The 12,963-nt window shown below is 42.9% G+C and carries 17 protein-coding genes; 1 reads left to right on the forward strand and 16 read right to left on the reverse strand.

Annotation, left to right across the window (positions count from 1 at the left end; genetic code table 11):
• Window positions 1-12: 12 nt before the first annotated feature.
• Together EV579_RS17790 and EV579_RS17795 are read right to left on the reverse strand one after the other, a co-directional pair.
• The gene (locus tag EV579_RS17790; RefSeq protein WP_056768361.1) at window positions 13-990 is read right to left on the reverse strand and encodes a thiamine pyrophosphate-dependent dehydrogenase E1 component subunit alpha; all 978 of its coding nucleotides are present in this window, start codon (window positions 988-990) and stop codon (window positions 13-15) included.
• A gap of 199 nt (window positions 991-1,189) precedes the next feature.
• Window positions 1,190-1,663, reverse strand: coding sequence for a SprT family protein (locus EV579_RS17795; protein ID WP_133744970.1), 474 nt, complete (start codon window positions 1,661-1,663; stop codon window positions 1,190-1,192).
• 99 nt (window positions 1,664-1,762) lie between these two features.
• Between EV579_RS17795 and cmpA the strand changes: the two genes are divergently transcribed.
• Complete coding sequence (gene cmpA, locus EV579_RS17800; RefSeq protein WP_008346893.1) at window positions 1,763-1,897, forward strand: cortex morphogenetic protein CmpA; 135 nt, start codon at window positions 1,763-1,765, stop codon at window positions 1,895-1,897.
• Between the two features lie 19 nt (window positions 1,898-1,916).
• Here cmpA and EV579_RS17805 read toward each other — a convergent pair whose 3' ends face one another.
• The 14 genes from EV579_RS17805 to acpS all read right to left on the reverse strand — a co-directional run bounded on the left by EV579_RS17805 (window position 1,917) and on the right by acpS (window position 12,918).
• The gene (locus EV579_RS17805; protein ID WP_133744971.1) at window positions 1,917-4,076 is read right to left on the reverse strand and encodes a Tex family protein; all 2,160 of its coding nucleotides are present in this window, start codon (window positions 4,074-4,076) and stop codon (window positions 1,917-1,919) included.
• A gap of 76 nt (window positions 4,077-4,152) precedes the next feature.
• Window positions 4,153-4,752, reverse strand: a complete 600-nt coding sequence (locus EV579_RS17810) for a PP2C family serine/threonine-protein phosphatase (protein WP_024425395.1) — start codon at window positions 4,750-4,752, stop codon at window positions 4,153-4,155.
• Window positions 4,752-5,540, reverse strand: coding sequence for an RNA polymerase sigma factor SigB (gene sigB / locus EV579_RS17815; protein WP_024425394.1), 789 nt, complete (start codon window positions 5,538-5,540; stop codon window positions 4,752-4,754). The genes EV579_RS17810 and sigB overlap by 1 nt, the downstream gene beginning before the upstream one ends.
• Window positions 5,506-5,994 carry an anti-sigma B factor RsbW gene (rsbW, locus tag EV579_RS17820; RefSeq protein WP_024425393.1) on the reverse strand — a complete coding sequence of 163 codons (489 nt, stop codon included), beginning with the start codon at window positions 5,992-5,994 and terminating at the stop codon, window positions 5,506-5,508. Before rsbW ends, sigB begins: the two co-directional genes overlap by 35 nt.
• Window positions 5,991-6,320 (reverse strand): anti-sigma factor antagonist, encoded by a 330-nt coding sequence (locus tag EV579_RS17825; RefSeq protein WP_024425392.1) that lies wholly within the window; start codon window positions 6,318-6,320, stop codon window positions 5,991-5,993. The genes rsbW and EV579_RS17825 overlap by 4 nt, the downstream gene beginning before the upstream one ends.
• A gap of 59 nt (window positions 6,321-6,379) precedes the next feature.
• On the reverse strand, window positions 6,380-7,387 hold the full coding sequence (locus EV579_RS17830) for a PP2C family protein-serine/threonine phosphatase (RefSeq protein ID WP_024425391.1): 1,008 nt from the start codon (window positions 7,385-7,387) through the stop codon (window positions 6,380-6,382).
• A gap of 10 nt (window positions 7,388-7,397) precedes the next feature.
• Window positions 7,398-7,799, reverse strand: a complete 402-nt coding sequence (locus EV579_RS17835) for an anti-sigma regulatory factor (protein WP_024425390.1) — start codon at window positions 7,797-7,799, stop codon at window positions 7,398-7,400.
• A 2-nt stretch (window positions 7,800-7,801) separates the two neighbouring features.
• The gene (rsbS, locus tag EV579_RS17840; RefSeq protein ID WP_003214235.1) at window positions 7,802-8,170 is read right to left on the reverse strand and encodes an RsbT antagonist protein RsbS; all 369 of its coding nucleotides are present in this window, start codon (window positions 8,168-8,170) and stop codon (window positions 7,802-7,804) included.
• Window positions 8,171-8,174: 4 nt separating this feature from the next.
• Window positions 8,175-9,005, reverse strand: coding sequence for an RsbT co-antagonist protein RsbRA (locus EV579_RS17845; RefSeq protein WP_024425389.1), 831 nt, complete (start codon window positions 9,003-9,005; stop codon window positions 8,175-8,177).
• A gap of 116 nt (window positions 9,006-9,121) precedes the next feature.
• Window positions 9,122-9,472 (reverse strand): type II toxin-antitoxin system endoribonuclease NdoA, encoded by a 351-nt coding sequence (gene ndoA / locus EV579_RS17850; protein ID WP_024425388.1) that lies wholly within the window; start codon window positions 9,470-9,472, stop codon window positions 9,122-9,124.
• 4 nt (window positions 9,473-9,476) lie between these two features.
• Window positions 9,477-9,758, reverse strand: coding sequence for a hypothetical protein (locus tag EV579_RS17855; RefSeq protein WP_003214273.1), 282 nt, complete (start codon window positions 9,756-9,758; stop codon window positions 9,477-9,479).
• A 294-nt stretch (window positions 9,759-10,052) separates the two neighbouring features.
• Window positions 10,053-11,234 (reverse strand): alanine racemase, encoded by a 1,182-nt coding sequence (gene alr, locus EV579_RS17860; protein ID WP_133744972.1) that lies wholly within the window; start codon window positions 11,232-11,234, stop codon window positions 10,053-10,055.
• A gap of 141 nt (window positions 11,235-11,375) precedes the next feature.
• Complete coding sequence (locus EV579_RS17865) at window positions 11,376-12,392, reverse strand: outer membrane lipoprotein-sorting protein (RefSeq protein WP_087975235.1); 1,017 nt, start codon at window positions 12,390-12,392, stop codon at window positions 11,376-11,378.
• Between the two features lie 160 nt (window positions 12,393-12,552).
• The gene (gene acpS, locus EV579_RS17870) at window positions 12,553-12,918 is read right to left on the reverse strand and encodes a holo-ACP synthase (RefSeq protein ID WP_024425385.1); all 366 of its coding nucleotides are present in this window, start codon (window positions 12,916-12,918) and stop codon (window positions 12,553-12,555) included.
• Between the last annotated feature and the right edge of the window lie 45 nt (window positions 12,919-12,963).

Genomic DNA, 12,963 nt, shown 5'->3' on the forward strand with positions numbered 1-12,963 from the left:
TCCCCCTTTGATTTATTGATACGAAACATACACGTCGGTCAATAATTCGGCCTGATCTGGATATTCACTTTCTTCACTGAATGTAACGGCTTCATCTATCGCTTCTGCTACAGCCGCTTCAATATTTGATAGCTCCCCATTCGTCAGCAGCTGCTGCTTGAACAATTCATTTTTAAAAAGAGCGATCGCATCTCTCTCTTCTTGGTGTTCTGCTTTTTCTTGATTGGTTTTGTAACGCTGGGCGTCTCCTTCGAAATGGCCATAATTTCGATATGTCATGCATTCAATTAATGTCGGACCTTCTCCATTTTTTGCTCGTTCAATTGCTTGCTCTGCAGCTTGATAAACGGCCATCACATCTTTTCCATCTACTTGAATCCCAGGAATGTCATAACCGGCCGCTCGATCTACGATTGATTTGCAGCTTGAAGCATAAGAAAATGGTGTCGCTTCCCCGTACCCATTGTTTTCTGCGATGAAAATGACAGGCAGTTTCCAGATGGCCGCGAGATTGATTCCTTCGTGGAAAGTCCCTTGATTGTTTGCACCATCCCCAAAAAAGCAAACGCTTACATTTTCTGTCTTTTTATATTTAGCTGTGAGGGCTGCCCCGCACGCAAGAGGAAAGCCCCCTCCAACAATTCCGTTGGCACCAAGCATTCCTTTATCAAAATCTGCAATGTGCATGGATCCGCCTTTGCCTTTACAGAGACCTGTTGCTTTCCCATAGATTTCTGCCATCATTCCTTTTAGATCACAGCCCTTCGCTATACAGTGGCCGTGGCCCCGGTGTGTACTTGTAATACTGTCTTTTTCATTCAGATGAGCACAGACTCCTACGGCAACAGCTTCTTCGCCAGCATAAAGATGGACAAACCCCGGCAAAATTCCTTTTGTAAAAAGCGTGTGCACCCGGTCTTCAAATTGGCGGATTTCCTGCATTTTTTGATACATCCATACGGCTTTTTCTTTAGTCAATGCCATTTCCATTTGGTAAAACCTCCTATCTTTTTTGCTTGCACTTCTATACAAGCAAAAATCGTGCCAACATGACGACGCATGAACACTTAGGATTTGACCGAATCACACCGATGAAAAAAGAGACAAAAAGAGACGCATGTCTCATTTTGTCTCCATATGTCCACACATCTATTGGAACAAAAAAAGCATCCCCATAGAGGAATGCTTTTCACAATGAATTGGTTGTGCGCAGCCACTTTAATTTCCCTTTGCAGACGCCGCATACATAACGAGAGGTATCAAACCGTCTTTTCCTTATAAAGGACCGGCCGCATCCTGTGCAAATATATTCATGGCGTTTCTCCGCACGGCGCTTATTTTGTACGGTCTTTAGCGGTGTACAAAAACGCGGGGCTCCTACTTGTTTTAATAAGGATTTAAAATCACGGTCGCGATGCTGATAGCCCTTTCCCTCAAGGTGCAGATGATAATGACACAGCTCATGCTTGATGATCCCGATTAATTCTTCTCGTCCATGCTCCTCTAGGTATCGGCGGTTCAGTTCGATGTTGTGTGTACCAAGTAAATATCGCCCGCCTGTCGTTTTTAGACGGTCATTAAAAACAGCCTGATGGCGGAATGCCTTGCCAAAGAACTGCTGGGAAATGTGCTCTGTTAACTGCTGTAACTCTCTCTCGTTCAATCAAGATCGTTCCTTTCTATAAAAACCTCGAACGGGACAATTTCCCCTATGCATACATTGAAGGTACATCCACTGTTTCGATCAAAGGAGGAATGGGCGATGCCCAACTGGCTGAAAAATCAGATGCAGAAGGCATTTTATGAGAAAAATCATTATCAAATCAAATTGCTGAATCAATGCTGGTACTTCTATAGAAAAAAACATTCAGTCACATCAAGGCACACCCCATCCTAAGGTGCGCCTCGTTTTTTTGTTACTCTGGTTTCAGCATGGAGAGGGCAACGCGGCCTTTTGCCTGGTCAACGGAGTCCACCCATACGGTCACAATGTCACCAACTGATACAACATCAAGCGGATGCTTCACAAAACGATTGCTTAGTTTGGAAATATGCACAAGCCCATCCTGCTTTACACCAATATCAACGAATGCACCGAAGTCTACAACGTTTCTCACCGTTCCTTGCAGCTCCATTCCTTGCTTCAAGTCCTCCAATTTCAGCACATCTGTTTTGAGCAGCGGCTTTGGTACTTCATCCCGCGGATCACGCTCAGGTCTTGTCAACTGATCAATGATATCTTGAAGTGTAATTGTCCCAATGTCCAGCTGTTCTGCCGCTTCGTCCAGTTTCACTTCAGCAATTTTCTCTTTTAACTGCTCTGTGCCAAGATCGTCTGGTGTCATGTTGATCATGCGTAAAAACTGTTTTGTTTCTTTATAGCTCTCAGGGTGAATACCTGTACGATCAAGCGGATCTTGGCCATCAGTAATGCGAAGGAAACCGATACACTGCTCATATGTCTTAGCACCGAGCCTTGGGATATCCTTCAATTCTTTTCTGCTTGTGAATCTCCCAATCTCTTCGCGGCGCTTGATGATATTCCCTGCGACGGCTTTTGAAAGGCCTGATACATATTGCAGCAGCGCCTGTGAGGCGGTATTGACGTTTACACCAACTTGGTTGACGACTGTTTCTACCACAAAGGTTAATGAGCTGTTTAATTGCTTCTGGCTGACATCATGCTGGTACTGGCCCACACCGACAGACTTCGGATCAATTTTCACAAGTTCTGCTAAAGGATCTTGTAATCTTCTAGCGATTGAGATGGCGCTTCGCTCTTCGACTTGCAGATCTGGAAACTCTTCTCGTGCCAGCGCTGATGCGGAGTAAACACTTGCTCCAGCTTCATTCACAATCAAATAAGACACCGGCTGATCCAGCTCTTGAATCAAGTCTGCAATGAATTGTTCTGTCTCTCTTGAGGCTGTTCCGTTTCCAATCGCAATCACTTCAATGTTTGATGATTGAATAATCTCTTTGACTTTTTGTTTCGCTTCCGCTTTTTTCTGCACGGGCGGATGCGGGTAAATGACGCCAATATGATGGACTTTGCCTGTATCATCCACGACAGCTAATTTACAGCCTGTCCGAAATGCGGGGTCGACTCCAAGTACACGCTTCCCTTTCATCGGCGGCTGAAGCAGCAGTTTTCTTAAGTTTTCAGCAAAAATATGAATCGCTTGTTCCTCTGCTTTTTCAGTCAGCTCTTTTCGTATTTCTCGTTCGATGGAAGGCTGAATGAGGCGTTTATACGCATCATCGATTGCCGCTTCAATAAACGGTCTCGCCGTCGTCTGTTTGCCTTTTAGAACTTGTTTGTCGAGATAGAAACGAATATTTTCAGCAGGGGGTTCGATGGCTGCCTTTAAAATGCCCTCTTTCTCCCCGCGGTTGACCGCTAGTACACGGTGCGGAACAATCTTTTTGATTGGCTCTTGATAATCGTAATACATTTCATAGACGTTTTTCTCATCGCTTTCGACGTCTTTTCCTGATGTGACCAGACTGCCCTTTTGGTACGTTTCACTGCGAATCCATTTTCGCATATCAGGATCATCTGCCAGCTGTTCAGCAATGATGTGCTGCGCACCCTCAAGTGCCTCTTCTACATTTGCCACTTCTTTTTCTTCGTTAATAAAAGTAGCTGCTTTCTTCTCGATCTGATCGCTTGGCAGCGTGAGTAAATATTCCGCCAGCGGCTCCAGCCCTTTTGCTTTGGCTACATTCGCCTTTGTTTTGCGCTTTTGTTTGAATGGCCGGTATAAATCTTCGACCTCTTGCAGTTTATGAGCTTGTTCAATTTTCTGTTTTAATTCATCAGTCAATTTGTCTTGTTCAGCAATTAAGCGAATGACTTCTTCTTTTCGATTCGTAACATTTTGGATATATGTATAGCGCTCTGAAATGGTTTGAATTTGCACCTCATCCAGTGAGCCTGTCTGCTCTTTCCGATAACGGGCAATAAACGGGACGGTGTTGCCATCCTCTAAAAGCTTGATCACACTTTCAATTTGTTTTGTTGAAAGCTTTAATTCTGTCGCAATTTGTTTCAATAAAAAGTCAGATGTCTTCATACTTTGCATCCTCTCACTGTGTCTTCTCTTTTAGTGTATCAAAAAAACCGGCAAAACAGAAAAAAGGTCAGCTATTTTACGTAAGCTGACCAAGTACATAGGTGAGATCGTCCTTTTTGTCTTGTGTGTATGTTTCAAGCTGTTTGGCGATGTCTTCAACTGAATGTCCATGCTTTAAACACATGCGCATGTTTGGCACATTCAGTCCGTCTGAATACATAATGAATATCGATCCTTTTTCGTAGGAATAGGTGTATGTTTTATATTTTCTAGGTTTCCCTGATAAGTATCCTGATGTCGGAAATGGATAAATATAATCGCCAGAAGGTGCATTCAAGATAAACCGAATATTACCAACCGAACAATAGGTAAATTGCTGCTGGGAAAAATTCACCTTTAATATGGCCACAGTGGCCCCGCGTTTATTTTTCATAGCCTGATTGCATCTGTCGATGAGGGCCGCCACATCCTCATGTCCATATTCTTCGACAATTTCGCTGACTAAAGAAGATGATTCATTGGCGTACTGGCCGCTGCCTAATCCGTCTGCTACAGCACAAATTAGTTCTTCATCATCTGCTTTAATAAAAAAACTGTCCCCGCAGCATGACTTCCCTTCTTTATTCGATTGATAGATAATGGCGTTTACATGCTCATGCTGTTCAATCTGCTTCATTACCCTAGCTCCATAGACGCATCTTCTGATAATGCATCTCGCAGTTTTTTCACTGCCTTCCGCTGCAGTCTCGATACATGCATTTGGGATATACCAAGTAAATCGCCTGTCTCTTTCTGACTCTTATTTTGCAAGTAAGTCAGATTGATAATCTCTTTTTCTCTATCCGACAGCACATGAAGCACACTCTCAAGCATCAATTTTTGGTTCACACGTTCGTAGCCCTCTTCCTGTGAGCCGACAACGTCTAAAATCGTCACAGTACTTCCTTCAGAATCAGCCTCTACGCCTTGGTCAACAGACAGTGCTTGATAGCTTTTGCCCATCTCCATGGTTTCAAGTACTTCTTCTTCTGTTACATCTAAGTATTCTGCAATTTCTTGGACTTTAGGTGATTTCTGTGTCTCTGTTGTCAAATGATCAACTGCCATTTTGATTCTCGGTCCAAGCTCTTTAATCCGCCTTGGTACATGGACACTCCATGTCTTATCTCGTAAAAAGCGTTTGATTTCCCCGATGATGGTTGGAATGGCAAAGGCTTCAAATGATTTACCGACGAGCGGGTCGTATCGTTTAATAGCGCCAAGTAAACCTATCATTCCAACTTGTCTAAGGTCCTCATGAAAGCTTTTTCCTTTAGAATATTTTTTCGCCAGCATATCAACCAAGTTTGTATAGCATTCGACCAGCGTGAGCTGCGCCTGCTCGTCTTGATTGGTTTGATAGCTTTGGATGAGGCGGTCTACTTCATCTTTAGTTAGTTTCATAGTTTTGGATGGTTGTGTCATGGTCAACTCGCTCCCTGTTTAAAAACTTTGTCATCGCTACGGTAACTCCGGAGTTTGCTTGCACCTCGACTTCATCCATCAATGTTTGCATTAAGTATAAACCAAGACCTCCTTCTGCCAATTGATCCACCGTATGAGCAGATGTGTACGGTCCGAGGTCTTCCTGTTTTTGCTTAAAGTCAAAGCTACCGCCTTTGTCAGCGACAATGATTTCTAGACGATCCTCGTAGACAAGAAAGCGAACAGCCACCTCTCCATCTTCGCCGTCTTCACCTTTGTAGGCATGCTGAACTGCATTTGTACAGGCCTCACTGACGGCAATTTTTAAGTCCTCAATCTCTTCATAGGCATAGCCCATCCGGCTCGCTACGCCTGACAGAGTCAAACGAATGATGCCTACATATTCTGGTTTCGCCGGTATTTTCATCTCGATTAGATCTACTGATTCGTTCATTGTACCCCACCCTCTGACTTTGCAGAAATGTCAATGATGTCCTTTAATCCAGTGATTTCAAACAACCTTACAAGCCGTTCTGACAAGTTCTCAAGCTTTAATGTGCCACCTGCTTTTTGAGCCGCTTTAAACAGCCCAACGAATACACCTAAACCTGTACTATCCATATACGTAACATCCTTCAGACAGATTTCAAGATGCTCTCCCGCCTCAGCTTTAGGCATGAGCGTTTCTCTTAGCTCAGGAGCGGAGTACACATCAATTTCTCCGCTGACACTGATTTTCGTTTTTTGATCTATTTGATGCTCTTTTACAGACATATTCATTATGCATTCACCTCGAAATTCTTGTTTCCTAAAGTTTTATATACCCGCATGTTCACTTTCTAAACCTTTCTTTTGAGAACAAGTAAAGTAAAGTCATCGTGCAGCTGAAAATCCTGCAGTTTGAGTAAGCTGGCGTAGATGGCATCCACCATTTCTTGAGCTGAGTAGGATAGGTGCTCAGATATGAGTGTTTTGATGTCCTCCCGCTCTAAGAAACCGTCCTCTGACTTTGATTCTGTGACCCCATCAGAGAATAAGATCACCATGTCTCCTGCGTCCAAATGCTTCTCGTACTGTCTGTAGTCAAAGTCTGGTGCGATCCCAAGGACAAGCCCTTTTGCATCTAAATCATAAAATGTGTTCTCTTTTTTGCAATAGAAAAAGCCCGGCTCATGACCAGCCGATGCGTATTTAAACTCATGCGTTTCTTTATTATAGCTGCCATAGAACATTGTGATAAACATACTTGGGTCTACGTTTTGCTCGACTACACGATTCAGGGTTTTCAGCACCTTTGTTGGGCCGCTCCCTGACTCTGGCAAGGAATCCATCGCATATTTAATCATCGACATACAGAGCGCAGCCGGGATTCCCTTTCCAATGACATCTGCGATCGCGATATTGATTGTATCGTGATCCGTCACAAAGTGGTAATAATCTCCACTCATCTGTTTTGCCGGTACACTAATCGCACCAATATCAAAGGTATCTCCTTCTGGAATTTTCGTTTCCAGAAGGGTTTGCTGAACATTTGCAGCAATTTCGATTTCAGATTTTATTTCTTGCTGGATGCCTCTGAGTGTTAAATGTTCTTGGTAGGCAAGTCCGTACCCAATCATGACTTCAATTAAGAAGTCTAGTGAATGAAAAACATCTTCCGGCAAATCAGGGTAAAGCTCCTGAATCACTTTTCGGTGAACACTCACTATTTCTTCAGGAGGTATTTGATGCTCAATGGTTTTACGGCTAAATTTTTGAGCTTGATAAAGCGATGTTTCAGTTAAATCACTGATATAACGACTGAGCAGCTGATGGTACCGCTGCTCCATTACCTCCTTAAAATCCATGGTTTCCCTCCTAGCGAAGCCACTTAACAGCTTGTATCTCCGTTCCTTGTTCTGGTGCAGAATCTAATTTAAATTCATCCATCAGTCGTCTGACGCCCGGAAGACCTGCTCCGAGCCCGCCTGATGTTGAAAATCCGTCTTCCATTACTTTACGTATATCCATGATACCTGGCCCCTCATCGGCTGCGATGACTTTGAGTCCACGCTTTCCGCGCTCCATCACTTCATCTATACAAATCTGACCTTTACCAGCGTATAAATAGATGTTTCGAGCTAATTCTGAAATGGCCGTCGTAATTCTTGCTTGGTCAACTGTTCCAAATCCAAGTTCTTTTGCAACATTGCGCCCCAATTGTCTTGCTGCGACTATGTCCCATTCCGTCAATATTCTTACACAGGATTGGTCTTTCATATCTATTCCCCCAATTCCCGCTTCAGTGTCTCAAGCCCTTGTTCAAGATCTAGTGCTGTCTGAATTTCTTCAAGCGATATTCCAAGTTCAATCAGCGTCACAGCGACTGCCGGCTGTATTCCTGTTAATACAACTTTTGCCCCCATGAGCTTGGACATCGTGATCACATCACCTAATACCTTTGCAATAAAGGAATCAATCATGTCAACGGATGTGAGGTCAATGACAACACCGTTTGCTCCTGTTTCATGAATTTTATTCAGCAAGTCTTCTTGAAAGTGGAGAGCTGTTTGATCATCAAGCTCCCACTGTATCGAAATCAGAAGACAGTTATATAGTTTTAAGATTGGAATCTTCGGGTGATTTCTCACTGGGTTATCCCTCCAATGAAACAATTTTTCGATTTGTCATTTCCAAAGCAGTTTGAATTCCTTTTTGAAGGGTATTCTTTGTTGTAACTTGAGATAAATCAATTCCAAGGTTCACAATGGTTTGGGCTATTTCTGGACGAATACCGACAAGCAAGCACTTCGCACCTACTAATCTCACAGCCTCTGATGCTTGAATGATATGATGCGCCACCATTGTGTCAACGACAGGTACACCCGTAATATCAATTAAGACGACTTGTGAGCGATGTTTGACGACACCGTTGAGCAGGTTCTCCATAATTTTTTTCGCACGATCTGTGTCAATTGTTCCAACAAGCGGCATGACGGTGATGTGCTCAAATACAGGGATCAGCGGGGCAGAAAGTTCCTGCAGCGCAATTTTTTGAAGGCTGACTGTTTTCTCCCATGAGATGGAATACTGGTTTAAGATCTCGTTATGAATTGGTGTGATGAAATGGTCGATTTGCCAGATGAGGTCATGACTTTCTTCTGTTGTATCTTTGTCATCGTTCATTTTTTGATATAAATGTGAACGGATTTCTGTTAGACCATTTGCCAGTAACTTAAGTGATATACCCATTTGAACAATTTTTAAAGCAAAAGTTTGCACTTTTTCTTCAAAATCTTCAGCATACCCTTCTGAAAGAGATGTAATGATTAATTGAACATATTCCGAACAGATGGTTTCATACATATTGTCGTTCAGCATCATGTCCGTTTCTTTTTCTCCGAGTCGTCTAAAAATGTCCGTCCACTCTTTTTGTAATTCCTCTCGATGCTCTCTTGCAAAAGCTAACACGATATGATTCGACATGTTTTACCCCCTACGTACATAAACAGCACTTCTTTTAGTCTTTCTTCATTATAACGTTAATAAAAATTGAACACAAAAAAAAGTTGCTCCCAAGAGAGCAACCAAATCTCACCATATTAAAAATCAATAAGAGCCAAACTAACTTGTAAGGCTTCATCAACCTTCTCCATCATCTCATCATCAAGATGTGTGATTTTATCTGTCAATCTTTGTTTATCGATTGTACGAATCTGCTCCAAGAGAATGACAGAATCTCGCTCAAAGCCGTAGCGCTTTGCATCAATTTCGACGTGAGTCGGTAATTTCGCTTTTTGTATTTGGGCTGTTATGGCTGCAACGATAGCAGTCGGGCTGAAGCGATTTCCAATGTCATTTTGAATCACCAATACTGGGCGAACCCCGCCCTGCTCGGAGCCAACAACAGGAGATAAATCAGCAAAGTAAACATCACCGCGTTTAACAATCAAATGTTTAACCCCCGCTGACTAATCGCTCAACTGTATTCTCAGCCTCAAATTCTGCGTATTGTGCCTCTGAAGAGATATTCAGATTAATTTTCGCCATCTCCATGTAGCCGCGTCTCATCGATTCACGATTTTGTCGAATATTACGTTCACGAATATACGTTTTTGTCGCTCGGTAGATCAATTCATTTCTTGTTACCTTATCCTGCTCTGCTACTCGTTCGATTTCAGACATCAAAGCCTCCGGTAGTCGAATCTTCATTTCGTTTGTTGCGCTGGATTCAGACAAAAAACATACACCTCCACAAAACTTACGGATACCGTTTCGATCCATTCCAAGACTAATCATACCATTATTCAATGCGCAAGCAAAGCTGTTTTTTCATGATTTCTTATTAGAACATGAAGCGGCTGTTCACCCGTAAATCAAAGATGATAATGGAGTTCCTCTTTCACATTATACGCTTTTTTCCGAAAATCATACGGTATTTCCAAAATCTCTAAAAAAGGGAGAATGTTTACCCCTTCTTTGTAGAATAAAAAGGAACGATGTCAGTTTGACGATCGTTCCTGTGAAAGCTGCTTAGAAAAAGCTTGGCCCGCCTTGAAGCAGCGGATTCCGCACATGTACCCTTTTGCCGTCCTCTATATATACTCTTGGGACGCGGTGTCCAATGGAGCATGTGACTTCATAGTTAATGGTTTCAAGCCTTTTTGCAATTTCATCGACTGATACCATTTCTTCACCTTGTCCACCAATCAAAACGACTGGCTCCCCTACTGGAAGGTTCTCTTTCAGTTCAACCATGAATTGATCCATACATACCCTTCCGGCAATCTTCCGGCGCTTTCCGCCAACAAGTACTTCCGTGCCTGCCAGCTTCCGGATCCACCCGTCTGCATAGCCGACTGGTACCGTACCGATCCACGTATCTTGATTAGCTGTATACGTCGCCCCATAGCTGACACTCTCACCCTTTTGAATGAGCTTTACATGGGCAAGCTTTGTATGAAGCGACATGGCTTCTTCCAGCTTGAAAGGAAGTTCATCTTTGATTTCCTCTGACGGCGACAGCCCGTACATACTGATGCCGAAGCGAACCATATTAAATAAAACTTCTTTAAACCTTAATCCTGCTGCACTATTGGCACAATGAACAAGCAGTTTTTCCGTATGAAGCGGCTGAAGCAAGGTTTGAAAGGTGTCGACCTGCCGATCAAAATAGTTCTCATCCCTTTCATCCGCGGTCGCAAAGTGAGTAAATACTCCTTCCAGCTGTAAATAAGAATGCTCGCTGACAAGCTTCTTTACTTCATTCACTTGCTCTAAAGTTTTCACACCTAAACGGTTCATTCCGCTGTCTATTTTCAAATGAAAACGAATGGGTTGTCCCATCTGCCCTTTCACCATATGGGCGACTTCCCTCAGCCACTCTATGGAGTAAGCGGTCATGATCACATTGTATCGAACAGCGGTTTTGACATACTCCGGCGGTACTGCGCCGAGTACAAGAATCGGTGCTTTAATGCCTTGATTTCTTAAAGAAATGGCCTCATCTAAAAAGGCGACAGCTAACAAGTCTGCTCCTGCTTTGAGGGCAGCTCTTGCCACTTCTATATCTCCATGTCCATATGCATTGGCTTTCACAACGGCCATCAATTGAACATTTTGACCGATATGATCTTTCATATGTGAAACATTGTGCTTGATTGCGGTTAAATTAATTTCTGCCCATGTGTCTCTATAAAAGGCATTTGTGTCCATCAGTCACACTTCCCTATTGAATGATTCAATCCCTTCATATGATACTAAAAATCAAGAATAATGTGAAACAAATCAAAGAAAATCAGCCCTTGCACAGGGCTGATGCTTCATTTATCATGGCTTTCTGCCTGAGAATCTCATTTATTTAGCTGACTGGCCTTCTACACTCTTTGCGACCATCAACAGCTCTTCTTTCGATAGATCACTTGAGGAAATTAAGTAGTCAACTCCGTCAGATGTCCATGAGAGGGATTGATCTGTCAGAACCCCTACTGTCATACCAAGATCGACCGGCTCGCCGTTCATCGTGACAGGCGTAGATGCTTCAGCTACTCGCGCTTTTTCCTGAATGAGTGTGAAGGATTTCTTGCCGCCGTACGTAATCACATAACGCTTCCCAGCATCTGTCGTCATTTCTTTCTCTTCCATCTTCTTCACGCCTTCTGGCATATCAACTGGTGTTTTCACCGCAAAGCTGTCAGATGGGTCTGCACTTGTGGCAACATCCATTTGAGAGAGTGTCATGTTTTTCTTCTCATCAAATGCATCTTTGTCAAAGGATTTATTGAATTCAAAGTGAGAGAATTCCACTTTCACCATTGGCTTTTTGTCGCTATCCAGCACTTTCACACTGGCAGGCGCCATTGTTTTCTTATGAAAGGTAATCTCTTGGGTAGGCAGCATTTGGTTGTGCTGATAATTGGTCTTCGTTTCGAACACATACTTTGACTCTTTCGCTTTGAACTGAGCTGCGCTGTCATTTTTAATATCCTTCACAAGTGATTCGAATAAATAGACCTGACTGCTATTATTCGGCCAATCACTATGGAAACGGAAGCTCTTGTTCAATGAAGGTGTCAGCACAAACACACCATTGCCATTTCTTAAAATGACTTGACTCTGATCCTTTTTCGGATTTTCTAAATAGACACGGTAAAGCTCCGGCTTTTTGTACCAAATTTCTACCTGGTACTCCTGCGGGTCATTTCCTGTCTCAATGGTCATTTTTGCTTTGGCTTTGTATGATGTCATTTCCTCTGCCTTTTTGTTTAAATCTCCAACGATATCTTGCTGAGATTTTTGACCGCATGCGGAGAGAATCAGTACAAAAAGGATTCCCGTTACAAGCAAAACAAAGCTTTTTCTCACCCTTTTCAACCCCTTCGTTAATTGTGTTAAAAGGAAGAAACCGCTTGTTTGACTTTAACAGTACGCCTCAAGAGTTAACTGCGTACCGCGAACCATCAAAGCCTGTTAGCAACTCGCCCTTCCTTATCGCACTACCCAATATATGAAGGGGGGACAAACAATATGCAGACTAGCTTGACAACCTTTCAATTAAAACTTGTGCAGCAGCATATTCCTTTGTATGGGTAATGGACACATGAACCTGATCTCCCTCCGCTTTCTCGCTTTTGATGAAGGGTTTTCCATTATCGTCTTTTAGAATGTCTATGTCATGAAAGCTTAAATGCTGACCGATTCCTGTTCCGTATGCTTTAGCGAAAGCTTCCTTTGCCGCAAAGCGGCCTGCCAAAAATTCCAGCTGTCTTTTTTCACTCAGTGTACGAAAGACGTCCTGTTCACTTAAAGTCAAAATGCGTTCCGGTAAACGAGGCTGTCTGCTGAGCACTCGCGAAAGACGGTCGATCTCTACAATATCAATGCCTATTCCTTTAATCATGAGGTACCTCCTATGATACTCGTACTAATTTAAGTGTTCGCTTCA

This window comes from Bacillus sp. BK450, from assembly GCF_004364885.1.
GTDB lineage: Bacteria > Bacillota > Bacilli > Bacillales > Bacillaceae > Bacillus > Bacillus safensis.

What these genes read in the sequence shown, in the direction of transcription:
- alr (WP_133744972.1), bottom strand. Translation starts at nt 11,234, where the DNA reads ATGGACACAAATGCCTTTTATAGAGACACATGGGCAGAAATTAATTTA.
- acpS (WP_024425385.1), bottom strand. Translation starts at nt 12,918, where the DNA reads ATGATTAAAGGAATAGGCATTGATATTGTAGAGATCGACCGTCTTTCG.
- rsbW (WP_024425393.1), bottom strand. Translation starts at nt 5,994, where the DNA reads ATGAACGAATCAGTAGATCTAATCGAGATGAAAATACCGGCGAAACCA.
- EV579_RS17790 (WP_056768361.1), bottom strand. Translation starts at nt 990, where the DNA reads ATGGAAATGGCATTGACTAAAGAAAAAGCCGTATGGATGTATCAAAAA.
- cmpA (WP_008346893.1), top strand. Translation starts at nt 1,763, where the DNA reads ATGCCCAACTGGCTGAAAAATCAGATGCAGAAGGCATTTTATGAGAAA.
- EV579_RS17830 (WP_024425391.1), bottom strand. Translation starts at nt 7,387, where the DNA reads ATGGATTTTAAGGAGGTAATGGAGCAGCGGTACCATCAGCTGCTCAGT.
- EV579_RS17805 (WP_133744971.1), bottom strand. Translation starts at nt 4,076, where the DNA reads ATGAAGACATCTGACTTTTTATTGAAACAAATTGCGACAGAATTAAAG.
- EV579_RS17845 (WP_024425389.1), bottom strand. Translation starts at nt 9,005, where the DNA reads ATGTCGAATCATATCGTGTTAGCTTTTGCAAGAGAGCATCGAGAGGAA.
- EV579_RS17835 (WP_024425390.1), bottom strand. Translation starts at nt 7,799, where the DNA reads ATGAAAGACCAATCCTGTGTAAGAATATTGACGGAATGGGACATAGTC.
- EV579_RS17825 (WP_024425392.1), bottom strand. Translation starts at nt 6,320, where the DNA reads ATGAATATGTCTGTAAAAGAGCATCAAATAGATCAAAAAACGAAAATC.
- sigB (WP_024425394.1), bottom strand. Translation starts at nt 5,540, where the DNA reads ATGACACAACCATCCAAAACTATGAAACTAACTAAAGATGAAGTAGAC.
- EV579_RS17810 (WP_024425395.1), bottom strand. Translation starts at nt 4,752, where the DNA reads ATGAAGCAGATTGAACAGCATGAGCATGTAAACGCCATTATCTATCAA.